Source organism: Leptospira ryugenii, from assembly GCF_003114855.1.
GTDB classification, from domain to species: Bacteria; Spirochaetota; Leptospiria; order Leptospirales; family Leptospiraceae; genus Leptospira_A; species Leptospira_A ryugenii.
Map to the genome: position 1 here is coordinate 516,697 of NZ_BFBB01000003.1, position 18,780 is coordinate 535,476.

20 protein-coding genes are annotated in these 18,780 nt (G+C 40.8%); 2 read left to right on the plus strand and 18 right to left on the minus strand.

Annotation, left to right across the window (positions count from 1 at the left end):
- The first annotated feature begins 16 nt into the window (after nt 1-16).
- Both DI060_RS06840 and DI060_RS06845 read left to right on the plus strand, forming a co-directional pair.
- Nucleotides 17-1,267: an LA_2490 family SGNH/GDSL-type esterase gene (locus tag DI060_RS06840; protein WP_108975054.1), complete on the plus strand. Its 1,251-nt coding sequence runs from the start codon at nt 17-19 to the stop codon at nt 1,265-1,267.
- Complete coding sequence (locus tag DI060_RS06845; RefSeq protein WP_108975056.1) at nt 1,268-2,698, plus strand: MBOAT family O-acyltransferase; 1,431 nt, start codon at nt 1,268-1,270, stop codon at nt 2,696-2,698. It abuts the gene before it with no gap.
- Here DI060_RS06845 and DI060_RS06850 read toward each other — a convergent pair.
- The 18 genes from DI060_RS06850 to thrS all read right to left on the minus strand — a co-directional run bounded on the left by DI060_RS06850 (nt 2,695) and on the right by thrS (nt 18,712).
- Nucleotides 2,695-3,285: a LemA family protein gene (locus DI060_RS06850; RefSeq protein WP_209451993.1), complete on the minus strand. Its 591-nt coding sequence runs from the start codon at nt 3,283-3,285 to the stop codon at nt 2,695-2,697. The genes DI060_RS06845 and DI060_RS06850 overlap by 4 nt on opposite strands.
- 57 nt (nt 3,286-3,342) lie before the next feature.
- Nucleotides 3,343-4,500 carry a DUF1343 domain-containing protein gene (locus DI060_RS06855; protein WP_108975060.1) on the minus strand — a complete coding sequence of 386 codons (1,158 nt, stop codon included), beginning with the start codon at nt 4,498-4,500 and terminating at the stop codon, nt 3,343-3,345.
- Nucleotides 4,487-5,392 carry a prephenate dehydrogenase gene (locus DI060_RS06860; RefSeq protein WP_244594301.1) on the minus strand — a complete coding sequence of 302 codons (906 nt, stop codon included), beginning with the start codon at nt 5,390-5,392 and terminating at the stop codon, nt 4,487-4,489. Before DI060_RS06860 ends, DI060_RS06855 begins: the two co-directional genes overlap by 14 nt.
- On the minus strand, nt 5,389-6,477 hold the full coding sequence (gene pheA / locus DI060_RS06865; RefSeq protein WP_108975706.1) for a prephenate dehydratase: 1,089 nt from the start codon (nt 6,475-6,477) through the stop codon (nt 5,389-5,391). The genes DI060_RS06860 and pheA overlap by 4 nt, the downstream gene beginning before the upstream one ends.
- Nucleotides 6,477-7,073, minus strand: coding sequence for an SMC-Scp complex subunit ScpB (scpB, locus tag DI060_RS06870; RefSeq protein WP_439956901.1), 597 nt, complete (start codon nt 7,071-7,073; stop codon nt 6,477-6,479). The genes pheA and scpB overlap by 1 nt, the downstream gene beginning before the upstream one ends.
- 30 nt (nt 7,074-7,103) lie before the next feature.
- The gene (locus DI060_RS06875; RefSeq protein WP_108975067.1) at nt 7,104-7,850 is read right to left on the minus strand and encodes a segregation and condensation protein A; all 747 of its coding nucleotides are present in this window, start codon (nt 7,848-7,850) and stop codon (nt 7,104-7,106) included.
- Nucleotides 7,851-8,213, minus strand: coding sequence for a response regulator (locus tag DI060_RS06880; protein ID WP_108975069.1), 363 nt, complete (start codon nt 8,211-8,213; stop codon nt 7,851-7,853).
- 1 nt (nt 8,214) lies between these two features.
- Nucleotides 8,215-9,294, minus strand: coding sequence for a protein-glutamate methylesterase/protein-glutamine glutaminase (locus DI060_RS06885; protein ID WP_108975071.1), 1,080 nt, complete (start codon nt 9,292-9,294; stop codon nt 8,215-8,217).
- Nucleotides 9,291-12,497, minus strand: coding sequence for a chemotaxis protein CheW (locus DI060_RS06890; RefSeq protein ID WP_108975073.1), 3,207 nt, complete (start codon nt 12,495-12,497; stop codon nt 9,291-9,293). The genes DI060_RS06885 and DI060_RS06890 overlap by 4 nt, the downstream gene beginning before the upstream one ends.
- Nucleotides 12,498-12,511: 14 nt before the next feature.
- Nucleotides 12,512-13,015 carry a chemotaxis protein CheW gene (locus DI060_RS06895; protein WP_108975075.1) on the minus strand — a complete coding sequence of 168 codons (504 nt, stop codon included), beginning with the start codon at nt 13,013-13,015 and terminating at the stop codon, nt 12,512-12,514.
- Nucleotides 13,016-13,051: 36 nt separating this feature from the next.
- Entirely contained in the window at nt 13,052-13,636 is a 585-nt protein-coding gene (locus DI060_RS06900; protein WP_108975077.1) for a 5-formyltetrahydrofolate cyclo-ligase, read from the minus strand.
- Nucleotides 13,633-13,950 carry a cell division protein ZapA gene (locus DI060_RS06905; RefSeq protein ID WP_108975079.1) on the minus strand — a complete coding sequence of 106 codons (318 nt, stop codon included), beginning with the start codon at nt 13,948-13,950 and terminating at the stop codon, nt 13,633-13,635. Before DI060_RS06905 ends, DI060_RS06900 begins: the two co-directional genes overlap by 4 nt.
- 3 nt (nt 13,951-13,953) lie before the next feature.
- On the minus strand, nt 13,954-14,589 hold the full coding sequence (locus DI060_RS06910; protein ID WP_108975082.1) for a hypothetical protein: 636 nt from the start codon (nt 14,587-14,589) through the stop codon (nt 13,954-13,956).
- A gap of 58 nt (nt 14,590-14,647) precedes the next feature.
- The gene (gene rplT, locus DI060_RS06915) at nt 14,648-15,001 is read right to left on the minus strand and encodes a 50S ribosomal protein L20 (RefSeq protein ID WP_108975084.1); all 354 of its coding nucleotides are present in this window, start codon (nt 14,999-15,001) and stop codon (nt 14,648-14,650) included.
- Between the two features lie 3 nt (nt 15,002-15,004).
- Entirely contained in the window at nt 15,005-15,205 is a 201-nt protein-coding gene (rpmI, locus tag DI060_RS06920; RefSeq protein WP_108975086.1) for a 50S ribosomal protein L35, read from the minus strand.
- A gap of 17 nt (nt 15,206-15,222) precedes the next feature.
- Entirely contained in the window at nt 15,223-15,783 is a 561-nt protein-coding gene (infC, locus tag DI060_RS06925) for a translation initiation factor IF-3 (RefSeq protein ID WP_108975088.1), read from the minus strand.
- Between the two features lie 85 nt (nt 15,784-15,868).
- Nucleotides 15,869-16,786: an LIC_13029 family protein gene (locus tag DI060_RS06930; protein ID WP_108975090.1), complete on the minus strand. Its 918-nt coding sequence runs from the start codon at nt 16,784-16,786 to the stop codon at nt 15,869-15,871.
- Nucleotides 16,787-16,798: 12 nt separating this feature from the next.
- Nucleotides 16,799-18,712, minus strand: a complete 1,914-nt coding sequence (thrS, locus tag DI060_RS06935; RefSeq protein WP_108975093.1) for a threonine--tRNA ligase — start codon at nt 18,710-18,712, stop codon at nt 16,799-16,801.
- Between the last annotated feature and the right edge of the window lie 68 nt (nt 18,713-18,780).

Genomic DNA, 18,780 nt, shown 5'->3' on the forward strand with positions numbered 1-18,780 from the left:
TAGAAATCTTTGAGGGATGAAGTCTTTTCTGAAATCAGTACTTCTGGTTTTTACGAGTGCGGTTTTTGTTTTCATCGGCGTTGAACTCCTCCTCCGAATTTCAAAACCAAAAGGTTTGCAATACTATCGGGATGTTAAGCTACTTCATGCCTACCATCCCGAATATGGAGTCACCCTCCAAAAGAAGGAAGCGCGTTTCATAAAACACTATGCTAGTTTGTGGCAAGGCCAGTTTACCACTAATTCTCTAGGCATTCGAGGTACGAAAGAAGCTGATCCCAATTCTCCTAAATTGCTCTGTCTTGGTGATAGTATGGTCATGGGATTTGGTGTTTCTGACCATGAAACATTTTGTTCTCTTCTCGATGGTATCAAGATAGGAGACAAAGTTCACCAATCACTAAACTTGGGTGTTGATGCGTATGGGTCCTTAGGCTATGCAAAACGACTGGAAGATATTTTACAGCAAATCGATAAGCCAAAAGAAGTATTAGTATTTATCTCTCCCAATGATTTTGCGATGCCGGAAGTTCTCAGAAAACAAGGGATTTTGCCAGACGATGAACTTGATGCCTTGCATGAAAATGACCCTACTTGGAAACGAAATTTCAAATTACAATTTGAAGCGACAAGAGTTTCCTATGTTCTACAAGCTTTAAAACTATCTTACGAACAATCCATCCTACTTAGCCAACAAACAAAATTGGCTTTTTTTGAGGAACTAAACCAAATCTTCTTTCAGCCGGATCGATATTTATGGGAATCTTTTTTCTTAGGACAAGTAAGCCCAAAAGTCTGCAGAAAAAAAGAAAATCAAACTACGGTCGTTTGTCCAGAACCAATTCCTGTTCATGAATTCACTTGCATTGACAAAGCACCGAATGAAAAAGATCTTCCTCCCCTGCCAGATCTGACAAAAAAGTCATATGACCGACTGTATCAGTTGAGCCTTGAAAAAGGATTTCGATTGCATCCTGTATTTATACCAGTGCAAGTTGAAGAAATCTATTGTCATCTCAATGGGAAATACCATCCGCTCGGAAATTATAGCCTCCAAGCAAAAGCCTATTGGAAGACCAAATCGGTACACTCAATCGATTTGACAGATTACACTCCTGAAATGTGTGGAACAAAATTTGAGGAACAAAGTGAAATCAAATTATCCAAAATCCGAGATTTCTTCATTCCGGGAGATGGGCACCTAACAAAGCTAGGCAATGAATGGGTTGCTAAATCGTTAAAAACAGAATTGGGAAAATTAAAATAAATGTTATTTAATTCAGTTCACTATCTTCTCTTCGCACCGATTGTTATTATCACATATTTTTTAATTCCCAAACGTATGCAGGGGATTCTATTATTTATTGTTAGCTTATACTTTTACGCGATTTTTAAGCTTCCATTTTTGATATTGCTAGTTTTTTCTTTTGTCAGTACAAAATTAGCTGTCGACCAAATGGTTCGTGCGACCACAAAACTCTATAAAACTCTTTGGCTGTCCGTTGCCATTTGGGCAAATTTGGGTTTATTATTCATCTTTAAATATCTAGATTTTTCCATTCAGACCATTAATCTGCTTTTAGGTCGTGAAATATGCGATCCGCAAGCAATTCCTCTAGTGGGGCTTGTCCTTCCGATGGGGATTAGTTTTTTTACGTTGCAAGCAATTTCATATGCGATCGATGTCCATAGAGGAATCGTTCAGCCGGCAAAATCTATCTTTCACTTTGGATTATTTTTATCTTTTTTTCCCCAACTTGTTGCTGGGCCCATTTTACGAGCGAGTGATGTGTTGCACCAATTTTTGGAACCAAAAGAATTTGAATGGGAAAATCTCCATAAGGGCATACGCCAATTTTTATGGGGAGTCTTTAAAAAAACTTTTGTTGCCGATCCATTGACTCTCGCGGTAGATCCTGCTTTCGCCGACCCTCATTCCTATTCTGGAATTGCTTTGTTATCTGCAGGAACTTTATTCTGCATTCAAATCTATTGTGATTTTTCTGGATACTCAGATATCGCCATTGGAACCGGTCGTATACTAGGGTTTCATATTCCAAAAAATTTTGACCGACCATTTTTGTCGGGAACTTTGACGGAACTTTGGCGCAGATGGCATATTTCATTTTCTTCCTGGTTAAGAGATTACGTCTATATCTCATTAGGTGGAAACAGAAAGGGAGAACTGATCGCGTTTATCAATCTTTTTGTTACTACTTTTGTTTCTGGAATCTGGCACGGAGCAGATTGGACCTATGTGTTGTGGGGGGCCACTCACGCAAGTATGATGGTTGTAGAAAAATTTGTTTTTAAGTTCCAAAAGGCCAGAAACGCCTGGGATTCCGTTCCCAAGATTCTCCAGCCAATCTACCCTTGTGCCATTTTTGTGCTCTCAATTTTTTTCTTTCGAGCAAGGCCAACCGAAACGATACCTTACGGAATTCAAGTGTCCTTTGTGATTTTTGAAAGGATGTTTACATTTGCAAAAGGATTGAGCCTTGATTTTACATTCGAAATGGGTTTAGCTGTATTTCTCCTTTTCTTCGTGGATATTGTGCAGAACAAAAAAGAGGACGCTTTTGATTTTTTCATGAAGCGTCCTTTTATATTGTATTCAATTTCCGCAATCATGCTCGTCACTGCATTTCTAATCTACAGTGTAGCAGTTTCGAGCCCATTTGTTTACTTTCAGTTTTAGAATTCTACTTTGGGAGCATTTTCAATTTTTTTCTCATCCGCTACGGTAAAGGTTGGTTTGGCATCATAGCCGAAAGCCTTTGCGGTTAGCACTTGAGGGAATTGTCGAATGAACACATTGTAGTCTTTTGTTGCTTTTATAAACCTATTTCTAGCAACTGTAATGCGGTTTTCAGTGCCTTCCAATTGAGCCGTTAAATCTGAGAACAACTGGCTTGATTTTAGTTCTGGATAATTCTCTTGGATCGACATCAAACGACCTAAAAAGCCACCTAGCTCACCTTGTGCCTGTGTAAACTTAGAGAAAGCTTCTGGGTCTCTGAGTAACTCTGGAGTCGCCTGGATGGAACCAAGTTTGGAACGTGCTTCCGCAATCCCTTTCATGATATCCTTTTCTTGATTCGCATAGCCTTTCGTGGCCGCAACTAAATTGGGGACGAGATCCTCTCGCCTCTTGTATTGGTTGAGAACTTCTGCCCAGGATGCTGACACTTCTTCATCTAATTCTTGGATGCGATTGTATCCGCAATTTGATACTGCAGATAAAAGAAGGAACGCTAGGAAAAATCTTTGTACAGTTTGAATCATAGACTTCTTCATATACAAAATTTAGAGTAGGATCAAGCCTATTTCGGACAAAAAAAATTAATAACGGAAATCTTTTGTTTTAAGAATCCATTGTTTTTCTTGGTGCTCAAGATACTCCAAACATGCAGTTTCCGACACCTTTCCATTCACGTAATCCAAAAGAAAACTATCTCCTACAAGTAATTCAATGGCTGGTTTGTCGGAGCGGAATTCATACACGCCTGTCAAAAATTTAAATGCATCAGGAAAGAGTTCTTTTGTATTCTTAATCAAAAACAGCGAAAAGTAAAGGGATCGAAATTTTTTTGGATCCAAAATCAGCAGTTGGTATCCTTCACAAATCTGGTCTTTGAACTTATGAAAGGTCGGCAAAAACCTTAACTTCCGAATCTGTTTACTTTTGGCCTGGTGCAATTCTAATCGACGGTCTAGCTCTCTTTTTTCTGGTCCTTGTAAGTAGGGAGCTCCGAATGTTTCGAAGGGTTTTGTCGTGCCACGTCCCTCCGAGAGGTTTGTCCCTTCTAACAAACATTGACCCGGATACACATAACAGGTATTTTGTGTAGGTATATTTGGGGAAGGTGGTACCCACAAAAAGCTATCAAATTTTTTTGGATGGTAAACACCTATTGGAACAACAGCGACATCTAGTTTTAGATGGAATTCCAGATTATAATAACTTAACAATCCACCAGGACTAAGCCCATGTCGATGTGGCACAGTCCGTACACCAACAAAAGATTCAAAGGCTACCTGTAATGGACTCCCCTCTACCTTTGTTCCGATTGGATTCGGAGAGTCTACGATTACAAAAATGGGAGCTTTCCCTCCATTTTTTTTGATTTCAGAAGCGGCTTCCATCATATAGAAGGCAGAAGTCAAAAACGTATAATAACGAGATCCGACATCTCGAATATCAATAATAATCAGATCCAAACTTTGGAGAATTTTTGATTCTGGCACAAGAGAAGATTCTGTATCTCCGTAAAGATTTACAATTTGAAGGTCACCAAACAAATAACTTAAATCTTTACCGCTGACCTGATCTTGAAGCTCAGCAAACAAACCATGCTCTGGTAAAAACAATGTTTTTAGGGATACTATTTCAGAATAAGCCTCAAAATGGTATTTTCCTTCAAAGCCAAAAGCACTTTGATTGGTTAAAATTCCAGCGGAACAACCAGAAAACTTTGTTAAACTTTTAATCTGCTTCATTTGCTTTCTGAATTTTTTTCTTTCCTTCTTTTGCTAGATTCCATAACGATTGGAGTCTAGTCTCTTCAAGAGGTTTACCATTGGAAAAATCCTCTAGGATAGAATTCAATTGGTCTCTATATTTTAATAAGGATTCGTAAACGTAAGTTTGATTCTCTCGAAAGATAGATAACCACATTTCGAAATTAGAACCTGCAATCCTAGACATATCGCGAAAGCCACCGCCCGTAATCGGCTTGTCAGTCGCGTTAATGATCTTCTTGACGGTCTCATTTTCAATGGCAGTATCAACTAACAATGTGGAGATAATATGAGGAAGGTGAGATAAGTAGGCTAAGGTTTCATCATGTTCTTTGGCATCCATATCCAAAGTCCAACATCCGATTTGCTCCCAAAAACCTCTGATAAAATCATATGCGTCTATACTTGTAGAATTCGCTTTTGTCAAAATACATAGTTTTTGATCATACAAGTCTACCTTGGCCGCTGCAGGACCCGAAAATTCAGACCCACACATAGGGTGAGAAGAAAGATACCTATGATCTTCACCGAAATGTCTGTTGATTGCATCAATGATCGTCTTTTTTGTAGATCCCAAATCAGTTATAAAAGTCTTCCCACTTTTGGGTAGCATTGGAATGTAGCGAATAACAGAATCAACTGGAGTAGAAAAAATAATAAAGTCATAGTTCCCCCAAGGAAAGGAAACACTTAAGGATGAATCTAAAAGGATTTCATCTGCTAAATGCATAGACTCAGCAGTTTTTTTGGAATTTTCAGATCGAACAACGCCTGTTACTCTGAAATTTTTGCATCTCTCTTTAATTGCAAGCGAGAGAGAACCGCCCATAAGTCCCATACCAACGATGAGCACTTCTTGATTTGTCATCATAAATTCTCTTCTGAGATCGGATAAGAACCCAATACCTTTAGTGTTAGGCATCTAGTCTTCAAATCAGATAAGACAGATTCAATGAGTGGATCGTTTTTATGGCCTTTAAAATCGATGAAAAAGTTATACTCCCAACGATTTGATTTCATCGGTCTGGACTCGATCTTTAGTAAATTGATAGAATGGTCTTGGAAAAGAGAAAGTGCAGAAAAAAGCGAGCCAACTTGATTGGGTAAGGAAAAAACGATAGATGTCTTATCGCTACTTGTTCTTGGACAATCAGTTTTTCCAATCACTAAAAATCGAGTTGTGTTTCCTGAAAAGTCTTGGATCCCTTCCTTTATGATATCCAAGCCATAGGTTTCACTAGCAATCTTGGATGCAATCGCAGCTCCTTCTTTTTTTTCAGCGACTGTCTTTGCGGCCATTGCAGTTGAAGATGTTTCTATGATCTCTGCGTGAGAGAGATTGGCAGAAATCCAATTTCGGCATTGTTCATTGCCGATCCGAATTCCATAAATCTTCTGAATTTTTTTTAGATCTTTTTCATAGCCGAGAAGTGAGAATTGAATTTTCTGATAAGATTCTGAATAAATACTTACATGAGATTCCAATAACATATCTAAGGTGGAACTAACATGTCCTTCCGTGGAGTTTTCAACGGGGACAATGCCATATTCAATCTGACCTGAATCAACCGCGCGAAACACGTCAGGGATTGTAGGCAAGGGAATCGATTCAATCGAGGATCCAAATTTATTTCTGAGTGCCTCATAAGAAAAAGATCCTTCAGGACCTAAATAGCCCACTTGCAGAGGGTGCTCCAAGGCAATTGTTCCTGACATCATCTCTCTGTAGATTGCCCGTAGAACTGAATCTGGAAGTGGCCCCTTTGATTGTTTGGTTACTTTTTCGTATACATCACGTTCTCTATCTGGGCGGTAAATGGCTTCATTCGAATTCTTTTTTACATGCCCGATTTCTTTCGCGAAACTAGCTCTTTCCTGAATCAATCGAATGATTTGTGAGTCTATCTCATCAATTTTAGATCGTAACTTATTTAATTCTTCCTCGGCACTGCTCATCATCGTAGCTCTTCTGGTAAGGAATTTGTATCAAAATCTGGATTGATGACTTCTGGCTCATCGGTAATCTCAAAACTTTCAGGGCTGAGTTCTTCAAATTTTAATTCCTTCACTTCGACTGGAGTAGGCAAATCCGCCAATTTACTCAGACCAAAGTGGATTAAGAATTCATTTGTTGTTCCGTATAGAGTTGGCCGTCCTGGAACTTCTTTTTGGCCAACAGCCTTCACTAATTTTTTTGAAATCAATGATGCAACCATCGCACGCGAAGAAACTCCACGAATCTCATCTAACTCGCTTAAGGTGATAGGTTGTTTGTATGCTAATATCGCTAAGGTATCTAAAGTACCCCGAGAGAGTGTTTCTCTCTTTTTATCTTTAAATATATGAGAGAGGGCCTCACTATATGTTTGGCTTGTGATGAATTGGTATCCGCCTGCAATCTCCCGCAGTAAAAACCCACCTTCTCTTTCTTCGTAATCCAAAATCAATTCATCTAAAAGTTCTCTGGCCTCAGTTTTTTCGATGCCACATGATTTCGCAAGAGATGAAAGTTTGATGGGAGTAGAGGAAATAAATAGCAATGCTTCGAGCAATCCTCGTAAATATTTACGATCTTCCAAATCTTATGCAACCTTTACTATTTTTATCTCACCGAACAATTGGTGTTGGACAACTTTACATACCCTTATCTTAACTGTTTCCAGAACAGCAATGAAACCGGCGACTATCTCTTTCTTTTCTGGTGGGTATTGAGTGAATAAGTCCAAAAAGTGCAATTCACCCTTTTCATCCAGTATACGATGTAGAAACGCCATTTTATCTTCTACAGAGTATTGTTGATGTCCTTCGTAGATTGGGATATCTTCTTCGCCAGAATTAGCAGCTTCTTTTTCTAAGATTGAGTTAAAGGCAGAAATTAAGTCAACCAAACTGACATCCAACCAACTATCTTCTTCTTCCAAAACCTGATTTGTTTCGCGAGTAAACATACCCGCCGTTATACGATCTAACTCAGCGAGCCTTTGACCAGCCATCTGGAATTTTTTATGCTCCAATAATTTATCTACTAACTCTTTTGGCAGCGGTGGCTCAATGTCTTCCTCTTCAAACCCTGGATCGGGTAGGAGAGCTTTTGATTTCAAATAAACGAGATGCGCTGCCATCAATGCAAACTCTGAGCTGAGTTCTATCGATAAAGATTGAGACGTCCTCAAAAACTGAATAAAATCAGAAGTGATCCGAGCGAGAGACACTTCAAAAATGTCCACTTTATAACTATCAATCAGACTCCAAAGAACACTCAAAGGGCCCTCCGTGAGTCCACCATCCTGGTTGTTCCAACGGACGATAAATTCAGGAGTTTGGCTCATTTACAACCCGAGAGCTTTAGCAGCTGCTTGTTGCAGTCTTTCTGGTGGGAAAGGTTTTACTACAAAATCCTTGACTCCCATTTTGATCGCCTTTGCTAATAAATCCTCTTGGCCGAGTGCAGTCACCATGATGATTTTTGCTTGTGCATCAAATTTAATGATCTCTTTTGTTGCTTCAATCCCATCTTTTTCTCTCATGGTAATGTCCATGGTTACCAAATCAGGTTTTAAAGCCTTGTATTGTTCAATGGCAATATTTCCGTTTTCAGCTTCACCAACTATCTCGTGACCTGCTCCCACAAGGGCGTCTTTTACAAGAGTCCTCATGAATTTTGCATCATCCACTACTAATATCCTTGCCATACTAATTTCCTCTCGCTCTCAATATATCAATCATCTTAGGTACAATATCTTCTAAAGGTAAAACAAAATCAATTCCGCCTAACTCAACAGCTGCTCGGTTCATTCCATAAACAACCGAACTTGCCTCATCTTGCGCCAATGTAACCCCGCCATTTTTATGGATATTGGTTATAGAATTGGCGCCATCTTTGCCCATACCTGTCATAATAACAGACAATAGATGGTTGGCTCCGTAAACCTGTGAAACAGAGTCAAAGGTCACTTCTATGGATGGTCTATGTCCATTAACAGGAGGATCTTGTTTTAAATCGATCAACTTGTGACCACCTTTTTCTATGACTCGCATTTGGTAATCTCCTGGAGCAATGTAGGCATGCCCTGCCTCTACCATTTCCCCATGTTCCGCTTCTTTTACGCTTATCTGGCTCAATCCATTCAATCGATCAGCAAAGGCCTTAGTAAAACCAGGTGGCATATGCTGGACAACAAATATAGGCTTCGTCAGGTCCTTGGGAAGTGACGTAAAAATTGTCTGCAAGGCCTTTGGACCACCAGTTGAAGTGCCAATTGCTATAGCGTTTACGGAGACCAGTTTTTGAAAACTTTTATTTAGAAAATCCTTGGCCGGTAGAATTGGCGATTGCTGAAGTTTGGAACTAAAGGAGCCTAGTCCCTTTGAATCCATATAACCGCGAATTTTTTGTATCAGCACATCCGAAATCTGCTCGGGCGAAAACTGATTTCCTGTGGACGGTTTAGGCACAAAGTCGATAGCACCTAACTCTAAGGCCTTAAAGGTTGCATCTGCGCCATGCTGAGTTAATACGGAGAGCATTATCACTTGCGATGGCAGTTTTTTCTTCTTGATTTCCGCAAGGGCGGACAATCCGTCCATGACAGGCATCTCAATATCCAAAATGATAAAGTCTGGTTTGAGTTTTTCTGCCAAGTCTATGCAATCTAAACCAGTCTTTCCAGTTGCGAGGATTTCAATCCCGTCTTTTTTCCCAAGTACATCGCTTAAGATATTTCGAACGAGGAGGGAATCATCAATGATGACAATTTTTGATTTGTTAGTCATGTGTTTTGGATTAAATCGACAAGTTCATCGAAGTCTGGCAAGAAGAGAAGTACTCCAAGTAGATTGCTACCCTCATGATTGAATTCTGTGTGCATGGATAAGAACTTGGTTCGCTCCGGTTTTACGATATCCAAGACATCCAAAAAACTTCCCGTGATCATCTCTGGCACTGAGGGGAGGATCTCCTTTTTAAGTTTATTGGATAATGAATTCATAACACTGGAACATACAATGTTCGAAATTTCAGATAAAACTGAAGTCATATCATCGGAAAGCTTTTTGCCTTGGATGGCCTCACTTTGCGCATCAGAACCTAATAGTTCTTTCGCTACCTCTCGGCCATTGTCTTCCGAAAACATCATCAGTAAGTTACCATTTAGGTCCCCGTTCATCCGAATCTTGACTCCAAAAAACTCATCATTTGAAAATCTGAATTCTCGGGCGAGGCCTTCTCTATCTGTTAATTTAATTTCAGGGATGAATAACTCTACTTCCTTCCCAACTAATTGGGATAAAACGACGCCTGCATTCATCATTCCTGAATTGACTATGTTCTCTAATTTTTTGATATCTTTATTGGACATCAACTTGCTGATGTCAGTTGACTGATCTGATGATATCTTTGAGAGTCGCTCTTCTTTTTGCTCCACAAAGCCTTTAATGATTTCCGCAGCTTGTTTTCGGTCCTCTGCACTAGCCTTTTCTGATTTTGCCTTCTCAGCAAGTCTTTGGACTTCTATTGTCTTTGCATCCACCGCTTCTATTGTGGCAATGGATGAACTAACGGAAGTCGAGTGCGTGTCCGTATGTTGCGATTGTCCATTTGTATGTGCTTTTGTTTCTGGCTCTACTTTGGGGTTAGAAGTTTTTTCCTCATAGAAAACTTCTTCTTTGGGAACAATGACATGGTGTTCCACTTTGTTCCGGTCTTTTTTCACCTTTGTCTTTTCTTTGGAACGAATTTCTAAAAGTTTAGAGTTATATACGTTTGTTGCTAGTTTTGACTTGAAGATGGTATTTGAATCGGACATTTCGAGAGAACGAATGGTGGATGTTCTCTTCATCATATCGCCTGTGATCTTATTTTCTTCCAAACCTAACAAATCTGATGCGATTTCAATTAATCCAGTGATATCCAGAACTAAAATAATGGTCCCATCGCCCATAATGGTCGCACCCGTGAGACCCTTGACATCTCGAAAGTTTTTGCCAAGAGATTTTATCACTGTCTCATGCTTTCCGATCAAATCATCCACAATAAAGCCCAATTTTCTGGTCTTATAGTTGACGATGATCACAGGCACTTCACTCAATTCCGCTTTATCAGCCAGTCCTAAGATACGATTCAATCTATAAATTGGTAGGACCTCTCCACGGAGATTTATAATTTCGTGTCCTTCCAAAGTTGTGATTTGGTCTACATTTACTTTAATCGTCTCTGATACCTCAGATAATGGGAAAGCATAGACCTCTTCTTCCATGGTAACCAGGATGGACGGAATGATCGCCAGAGCCTGAGGAAAGGATAAGGTAAAAGAAGAGCCTTTGCCTTCTTCTGATTGGATCAAAATTTTTCCTTTGAACTCTTCAATCAATTTGTTTACCACATTCATCCCAACTCCCCGTCCAGAGATGTCGGAAATTTTGTCTGCTGTAGAGAATCCAGGAGCAAATATGAAATTATAAATTTCTGATTCGGAGAGGTTAATTGCTTCTGATTCTGAAACAAGACCTCTTTCTATCGCCTTTTTTAGAATTTTACTTTTATTGAGTCCTCGACCATCATCTCTAATTTCAACCATGATATTCGAGCCGCCCTGGTAGGCATTCAATTCAACCGTACCTTCTTCCGGTTTGCCAGCCGCCTTACGCTCACTAGGTGGCTCCACCCCATGGTCTACTGAATTTCGGATCAAGTGGATCAGTGGTTCCCCAATGGCATCGATTACTTTTTTATCGAGTTCAGTCGATTCACCTCTTAGCACTAAATTGACTTGTTTGCCAGTTTCCAATGAAAGGTCCCTTACAAGTCGAGTGAAACGATTGAATACCGAACCGATGGGAACCATTCGGATATTCATGATCCCTGTTTGTAGATCCTTAGAGATCCTATTGATTTGGTCTATTTTGCCTTTAAGTTCATTGAAAAGGGAATCCTCTCCAAATTGCGCAACCAAATCGTCATAAATTTTTTGAAAACCGGAATTGGTAATAACCAACTCACCGACGTTATTCATAAGTTCATCCAATTTATCTGAGGAAACTTTGATGGTCCGCATGACAACCTTTGATTCAGAGACAGCTTTATCAAAATTTCCATTGGGCAGGGATTGACTTGTCTCAGATGCTGATCCGAAGGCTTTTTTGGGAAGGCTTTCTTCTTCATGAACTTCTTCTTCAAGCACATCCATTTCTGTTACAGGAGGAATGACTTCGTCAACAGAAAGACTTTCCACCATATCAATGTTACATTGGCTGTATAAGTTCTCTCTAGAAAGTTGGCTTACACTCAAAAAGGATATGCCTGAATTGCCTTCGCCATTATCCAAAGCCTCTTCCGATGGTTCAGCTCGGTATATAGTGCCTGTTTGTTTTACGGCTTGGACGATCAAAAGCAAACGTAGGTTTTGCATCGGAGTATCTGCTTTTAAGCGCAAACAAACCTGAAAGAGTTTAGAACCGCTTTTTTCTCGAAGAAGAGATTTTATTTCTTTCCAATCCTCATCGTGTAATTCTATTTTTGCTGGCAAATCGGATTGCAACTTTTCAGCTTTCGCAAGGGGCGCATCTGATTTTGTTTGTGTTTTTCCTCCCTTATGGTCTTCTTCATACTTTGCCAGTTTATCGATCATGCTAGTAAAAGGAGTTTCAACCTTAAATCCATTGGCAACTCCATCTATCACTTGTTTTATCAGATCAAAACATTCAAATAAAAGATTTACCAGTGATACATTGATCTCAAGCGAACCTTCCCGAATTTGTTGGAGAAGGTTTTCCATCTTATGCGCAAGGTCAGAAAGATTGTAAAGGCCGACAAAAGCAGATGAACTTTTTAGAGAGTGTGCTGCACGAAAGATATCATTGATAATCTCATGGTTATCATGGTCTTTTTCTAACCTTAAAAGATTTGCGTTAAGCTCTTCAATTTGGTCTTCTGATTCTTCTAAAAAGACTTCTGTGTATTCGCCTAAGATTCCAGCCAAAGTAATAACCCTTCCTACTTGTTGACCGAGATAAATTCTACGATCTGAGAAAAATCCAAATTTAAAATTAAATTGCCTTCGAAGCGAGACACCGATTCAACCATCTTTGAATAATTGAGGGATAGATCATCAACAGTTGAGCTAATCATAGCCTTTTGGATTTTCACAACTTGTTTAACTTCATCGACTAAGATACCACACCTTTTTTCATTTAGCATAATGACTATAATGCGGGAGATAGGGAAGATTTCGGAATCGATTTGATGAAAGCGTTTTTTGAGATCCACGATAGGGATGATCTCTCCTCGTAGGTTGATCACACCTAATATGTATTCTTCGACATTGGGTATACGAGTGATCATTACAGGCTTTAATATCTCATGAACATGCAATAAGGGAAGACCAAAGTATTCTTTATCGATTGTAAACGTAAGGAATTGTTCCAAATCCCCTATTTCATTTTCTGCTTCTGCTTTGGTTCTTTCGGCTAAACTGAGAGCATACTTTTCTTGGTCCATATCTAAGCTATATACTCTCTAAGTAAAGAACTGAGTTCAATCCAAAAACGAGTGTATGCTCGTTTCTGTGATGATTTTTCCTACTTTCTGATCATGTTCTTCTGTTCGGAAGGGAACGGGAAAAACTGCGGAAAATGTAAGTCCTATCGTTTTTTTGAACACAGCAGGAGACGAAAGGGTTCGGTCATAATAACCCGCCCCGCGGCCCAATCGCTCCCCCGTTTCTGAGAATCCTAAGGCAGGAACCAGAATCAAATCGGCTTCTTCTGGGGATATCTCCTCAATCCCAATCGGCTCCCAAAGTCCAAACTGTCCGCGCTCCCAAGAATGAGGCCTTACAAAGGATAAAGTTCCCCGAGGATTGACTTTTGGAAAAAAATATTTGGCTGGGTGACGGAACTCCCAAAAGGCACTGGGCCTAGGTAAGGGAGTCGATTCCGTTAGGGGAAGTACGTCGACTTCCAAACGAGGGTCCGCGACGTAAAATATAAGCCTTTCTTTGCCTGAAAGTTCTTGCAACAAACGCCGAAGGATGATGCCTTCAGCCTCATCCCTTCGGCTCAAAACCGGTAACAACTCTTTGAGTCGTTTTCTGGCTTCTGGCTTTTCGAGTAGATTCAATAGATATCCCCGATGATTCCTTCTTCGAGTAATGAGATGATTTTTTGTGTTCTATCCTCAATCTCTTTCGATTGGTTGGGGTCGAGTGACTTATCTTTCAGTTGGAACAATTCATCAGCAAGGTTTAAAGCACAGAGTACTGCTATTTTTGTTTTTGAAGCCTGTGGCAAACCTTGCGCGATTTCTTTCATGCGAGCTTCTACATACTCTGCTACGGTATGTATGTAGTCGGGACTTGCTTCGCCAACGATGGTGTAGGTTTCACCAAAGATTTGTTTTGTGATTTTTTGAGGTGAAGAGGCAGAATCTGCCATCTGCTATTTGGGATCGTCTTCAATGACTAAAAAGTCATCGTCATCATCCGCATCAAAGACAGTGATCGTATCATCGTCATCGTCAATGATGATGTCGTCTTCATCGTCTAGCTCAACAGTAGGAACATCTGTATCATCAGAAACGATGGAAATCTCTTCGTTCCCAACTGAGGACTGTGCAGGTGCGATTTCTACGGACTCCTCTGGAGAGAAATCAGAGTCATCTTCATCGAGTAAAATAATTTCATCATCGTCTTCGGATGCCATCGGTAGGCTTGGGGCAAGGGCAGCCGCTTTCGGAGCAACTGGCTCAGGTGCTGGGCTTGGCGCAGCCTTTGGCTGGGATGAGGAAGTCGGGATGCCATCCAAACGGCCCAAAAGTTTATGCACCTTTGTCTCAAGCTGTTCTTCTCTTGCCTTTAATTCCGCCAACTGTTGGTTTGCATCCTGGAGTTGAGAGCGTAGAGATTTGAGCTCTCTTTCCTTTTCTTCCATGGCAAGCTTCATCTGGTCGTTCTCTGCACGCAAAGACTCATTCTCTGCTTCGAGACGACTATTTTCCGTTCTGAGATCCTGGATGAGTTCCAGGGCCTTCACTACTTTGCTTTCAAGCTCTTCAATGGTTTCGAGTTTCAACATGGTGGCAATCCGATGGAATAGAATAGACGTGCTATTCTATTCCAATCAAGCATTTAATTTATTTTGATACCTTGGTTTTTTCTACCAGGGCATTGAACACTTCTTTGTGGTTGTATGCAAGGTCCGCCAAAGTTTTGCGGTCTAAATTGATCCCGTGGGTTTTCAATGCATGTATGAACTTGGAATAAGACATTCCATTTTCACGAACAGCTGCATTGATCCTTGTGATCCAAAGTTTCCGAAACTCTGATTTTTTCTTGCGACGGTCACGATAGGCCCACTGGCCTGCTTTCATAACAGCAGACTTTGCTGTCCTGAAGAGTTTTGATCGAGCACCACGAAAGCCTTTCGCTTTTTGGAGGACTTTTTTTCTTCTATTTTTATGGATAGTTCCGTTGACGGCACGTGGCATCGCTTAACCTCCGTAAGGTAGAAGTTTTTCTACTCGGTTGTAATCGGTTTCGTGGATGACATGCATTCCACGGCTTTGGTGCTTCATCTTGGGAGATTTTTTTTCAAGGATGTGCCTTCGAAAAGCAGCTCCTCTTTTGATCTTTCCATTCTTTGTGAACTTAAAGCGCTTTGCAGCAGCTCTGTTGGTTTTGAGTTTGTACATAGTTGTTTTTCCTTTGATCAGCCCTTACTTTGGGCGATTGGGTTCAGCACGACCACTATGGTTTTTCCGTCGTGTACCGGTAACTTTTCGGGAGAGGCTTGCTCTTTTAGGTCCTCGACGAACCGGTTAATAATATTCATTCCGATTTCAGAGTGAACCATCTCTCTGCCTCGGAATCGAAGAGTTACTTTCACCTTATCCCCTTTAGACAGGAATTCCAGCGCGTGTCTCTTCTTAATCTCAAAGTCATGGTTGTCAATACGAGGTCTGATTTTGATCTCTTTGACAGTGACAATGTGTTGTTTCTTTTTCGCTTCTTTTGTCTTTTTGAGAAGTTCGAATTTGTACTTACCAAAATCGATCAATTTGCACACATGCACATCTTGATCTCCCGAAACTTCCACCAAATCCAAGTTAGCTTCCTTTGCTCTTCGCAAAGCTTCATCAAATGTTACGATATCAGATCCTTCATCTGAAACGAGCCTTACGGTACTCACTCCTGTGATCTGCTCATTGATTCTTATGTGGGCAAATTTATCTTGGTTTGGGTTCCCTCTCGGGTTGGGCCTTTTCTGCATTCAGTCTCCGAACGTTCTTAAAACTTCCATGCTTGTGCCAAGGATACGGGGATCAAGTACATTTCTGCCCGATTTTAGGGGCAAACTAACCGGAAATCATCTCCGAAACCTGCATAATCCAAGATGTGAAGTAATTTGCCAAAGACCTAAGGAGAAAGAGGTCGGATTCAAAGACATCCAAAGAGCCTTGGTCCTGGTTTTTGCTGGATTGGACAGCTTGGGCATATTTGGTTCGGAATTGTAGGAGGGCAGTATCAGGTGGGATGTACTTTGCCACTCTCTGTTTCATCTCTTCATCGAAACCATATTCTTTGGCCCATTCCGAGATCAAAGTATCACAACGGTATTTCTTCGCGAGTAGATGTTGGGCTATGATATTACGAAAGATCAGCTCTACCGAGGTTATGGTAAGGTCTTTAAAAGCCAAAGCCACTTCATCCTCCAATTGCTCTCTTTTGAGGAGGGCATCCTTCAAGGAACTTTGGGCTAGGATCTTGGCATTCATAGTATTGTATGCCCGGAAATGCTGGAGCATAGACTCTTTTTCGGTGTGCGAGAGGTCGCTTGTGTCTTTGTCAGCAAGGCTTCCGCCTTCCTCGCTTTTACCTGTGCTGAGAAGGTCAATGGTTTGGAATAGAACATCGAGTGAGAACTGGTTGCGCCTATCTTTTTTGTAGAGAAGTTCCTTTCGGAAGGCTTGCGAAATCTTGGTACAAAATTCATTCAGGTCTGCAAGACGGAAACGACCTGAGCTCGTGATCACCTTTTGGAGAGTGTTGCGAAATTTTTCGTCAGATTTAAGGTCAAACTCGGATGCGAGTGACAAAAAGTTTTTGATAAAGGTATCGCGTAGGATCTGAGCCGAACCTTCACGTGCCTCCTCTTGCCTTTGGATGATCCGAAAGCAGAGCAAAGCCTCCTTTCGGACTAAATTCTGAGCACTTTGCTCCCGTTCGCGAATGGCCGCTAATGCCTTTGCGCGGTCTTCTTTTTCTGCATCCATAATCTTTCGCTTTCAGGAAACTTCGCCTACTAAAAGTGCTAAAAAGCCATCTCTAGAAAGTGTTTCTGTAGTTTCTTCACCCAATCGGCGAATGGAAACTGTTCCCTGTTCCTTTTCCTTATCGCCAAGGATTACAGTATAGTTCGCACGGCGCAAGATGGATTCTCGGATTTTGGCACCAATTTTTTCGTTTCGCAAGTCCATCTCGACGCGAAAATCTCGGCTCTTCAAATCCCTGAACACATCCTTCGCATAATCATTGTGAGATTCTGCGACTGTGACAATGCGGATCTGAGTTGGGTTCAGCCAAAGAGGGAATTTGCCTTCGTAGTGTTCGATGAGGATTCCAATGAATCGTTCCAGGGAGCCATAAATCGCACGATGGATCATGACAGGTGCATGTTTTTTTCCATCGGAGGCTGTGAATTCTAATTCAAAACGGTTGGGCATTGAAAAATCAATCTGTACAGTCCCACATTGCCACAATCGACCCAAAGAGTCTTTGATGTTGAATTCGATCTTGGGACCATAAAAGGCTCCCTCCCCTTCTTTGATGCCGTATTCGATACCTTTCTTTTTGAGGGCATCGTGGAGGGCATTGGTTGCAAGGTTCCAATCTTCGTCGCTTCCTTGTGATTTTTCTGGCCTTGTCGCTATAAAGGTTTTAAATTCCGAAAATCCGAACTTTTTGTACACCTCAAATGTAAAGTCGATAATGTCTTCTACCTCTGATTCTACCTTATCTAAGGGAGCATAGATATGAGCATCATCTTGTGTAAAGGCGCGCACTCGGAATAAACCATGTAATACTCCCGACATCTCATGTCGGTGGACTGTTCCCAATTCCATATAGCGGAGGGGAAGTTCACGATACGAATGCATATGGTATTTATAAATCAAGGAACAGCCGGGGCAGTTCATGGGCTTTACGGCAAAGTCGGCTTCATCGATCTCGGTGAAGTACATATTTTCTTTGAAGTTATCCCAGTGGCCTGACCTCTTCCATAACGTTGAATTTAAGATGGTTGGGGTTTTGATTTCGTGGTAACCTCTTTGGAAACATTGCTCTCTAATATAGGAGGCTAAAGTATTCCAGAGGAGAGTTCCTTTAGGGTGCCAAAATGGGAAGCCAGGAGCTTCATCTTGGAAACTAAACAAATCCAATTCTTTTCCTAACTTTCTATGGTCTCTTTTCTTTGCTTCCTCGATGAGAAAGATGTATTCGTCCAATAACTTTTTGGATGGGAAAGAAACTCCATATATCCGAGTCAGCATCTTGTTTTTGGAATCACCCTTCCAATATGCTCCCGAAATGGCTGTTAGCTTAAATGCTTTTAAGAGTCCAGTGCGTGGCACGTGTGGACCACGGCAAAGGTCATACCAATCCCCTTGCCCATAGAGGGAAACAGTTTCGGAATCAAATCCTTGGATGAGTTCAACCTTATATGGTTCATTTTCGCTCTTAAATTTTTGAATGGCTTCTTCTTTTTTGAGCTCCCATCGTTTTACCGAGAGATCCTCTTTTACAATTTTTGCCATCTCTGCTTCTATCTTTGGTAAATCCTCTGTGGTGATGACAACATCACCAAAATCAATATCATAAAAAAAGAAACCTGGACCATTCTCAATAACGGGTCCTACCGTTAAACGAGCATTAGGCCAAAGATGTTGAACAGCCATACCCAATAAATGTGCAGAAGAGTGGTGGAAAACTTCCTTACCTTCTGTATCTTCAAATGTCAAAAATTGTACCGTCGCATCAGTTTCTGGACAGAGGCTGAGGTCCTTGGTTTCTCCATTCACACGTACGGCCAAGGCCTTATCTTTCAGAAATGGAAGCTGGGTCTCGATAAAATCTCGAAAGGATTTTCCCTTCTCGAGTGTTTTGTGAGAACCGTCGGGAAGTGTGATCTGTAAATTTGACATAGATAATTACAGGATTTTTTGGATTCCTCCGTAAGAAAAGTATAGTTTTTTCCTCTGTCTCAGATTTG

Excerpts from the sequence above, each read along its gene's own strand:
- DI060_RS06840 (WP_108975054.1), top strand. The coding sequence starts at position 17 with ATGAAGTCTTTTCTGAAATCAGTACTTCTGGTTTTTACGAGTGCGGTT.
- DI060_RS06845 (WP_108975056.1), top strand. The coding sequence starts at position 1,268 with ATGTTATTTAATTCAGTTCACTATCTTCTCTTCGCACCGATTGTTATT.
- DI060_RS06850 (WP_209451993.1), bottom strand. The coding sequence starts at position 3,285 with ATGATTCAAACTGTACAAAGATTTTTCCTAGCGTTCCTTCTTTTATCT.
- DI060_RS06855 (WP_108975060.1), bottom strand. The coding sequence starts at position 4,500 with ATGAAGCAGATTAAAAGTTTAACAAAGTTTTCTGGTTGTTCCGCTGGA.
- DI060_RS06860 (WP_244594301.1), bottom strand. The coding sequence starts at position 5,392 with ATGATGACAAATCAAGAAGTGCTCATCGTTGGTATGGGACTTATGGGC.
- pheA (WP_108975706.1), bottom strand. The coding sequence starts at position 6,477 with ATGAGCAGTGCCGAGGAAGAATTAAATAAGTTACGATCTAAAATTGAT.
- DI060_RS06875 (WP_108975067.1), bottom strand. The coding sequence starts at position 7,850 with ATGAGCCAAACTCCTGAATTTATCGTCCGTTGGAACAACCAGGATGGT.
- DI060_RS06880 (WP_108975069.1), bottom strand. The coding sequence starts at position 8,213 with ATGGCAAGGATATTAGTAGTGGATGATGCAAAATTCATGAGGACTCTT.
- DI060_RS06885 (WP_108975071.1), bottom strand. The coding sequence starts at position 9,294 with ATGACTAACAAATCAAAAATTGTCATCATTGATGATTCCCTCCTCGTT.
- DI060_RS06895 (WP_108975075.1), bottom strand. The coding sequence starts at position 13,015 with ATGGACCAAGAAAAGTATGCTCTCAGTTTAGCCGAAAGAACCAAAGCA.
- DI060_RS06905 (WP_108975079.1), bottom strand. The coding sequence starts at position 13,950 with ATGGCAGATTCTGCCTCTTCACCTCAAAAAATCACAAAACAAATCTTT.
- DI060_RS06910 (WP_108975082.1), bottom strand. The coding sequence starts at position 14,589 with ATGTTGAAACTCGAAACCATTGAAGAGCTTGAAAGCAAAGTAGTGAAG.
- rplT (WP_108975084.1), bottom strand. The coding sequence starts at position 15,001 with ATGCCACGTGCCGTCAACGGAACTATCCATAAAAATAGAAGAAAAAAA.
- rpmI (WP_108975086.1), bottom strand. The coding sequence starts at position 15,205 with ATGTACAAACTCAAAACCAACAGAGCTGCTGCAAAGCGCTTTAAGTTC.
- infC (WP_108975088.1), bottom strand. The coding sequence starts at position 15,783 with ATGCAGAAAAGGCCCAACCCGAGAGGGAACCCAAACCAAGATAAATTT.
- DI060_RS06930 (WP_108975090.1), bottom strand. The coding sequence starts at position 16,786 with ATGGATGCAGAAAAAGAAGACCGCGCAAAGGCATTAGCGGCCATTCGC.
- thrS (WP_108975093.1), bottom strand. The coding sequence starts at position 18,712 with ATGTCAAATTTACAGATCACACTTCCCGACGGTTCTCACAAAACACTC.